This is a genomic window from Anaerotignum faecicola (assembly GCA_024460105.1).
In the GTDB taxonomy this organism is placed as follows: Bacteria; Bacillota; Clostridia; order Lachnospirales; family Anaerotignaceae; genus JANFXS01.
Genome location: JANFXS010000276.1, coordinates 1 through 453, shown reverse-complemented (window position 1 = coordinate 453; position 453 = coordinate 1). Strand labels below are relative to the sequence as shown.

Sequence of the window (453 nt, the reverse complement as noted above, 5' to 3'; positions counted from 1 at the left end):
AGAATGAAAAACACCATGGAAAGATTTACTCCGGCATAGATGACCATCAGTACGAAAAGATTATTTCTCTGACCGATGGCGCTGACCATCTGGACAATCGGCACAATCGCGCTCTGAATAGGTATCATCATTGCGGCAATCAGAAACAGCGTAACCCCTTCGCTTCCCGGTATCCGCTTCCTCGCCGTCACATAGGCGCCCATAACGGATACTCCCAGCATCAGGCAGATAGAACCTGCTGACAGAAAAAGTGAATTGGCAGTGGCACGCAGAATATGCACCATTTTCTCCGCGGAAATATAATTATCCAATCCAAACCGCTGCGGCAGGGCAAAAAAGTCCGCGAAAATAGTCTGGTCATCTTTAAAGGAAGACAGTACTGCAAAATAAAGCGGAAAGATCGTGGTAATCAGCCAGATTCCCGCAGCACAGGCGGGATACTCTACGCCTGTG

At 48.3% G+C, this 453-nt stretch carries 1 protein-coding gene; it reads right to left on the bottom strand.

The features are described from left to right. Positions 1-419 (bottom strand): carbohydrate ABC transporter permease (locus NE664_13935; protein ID MCQ4727734.1); only part of this gene is annotated, 419 nt, incomplete at its 3' end. Between the last annotated feature and the right edge of the window lie 34 nt (positions 420-453).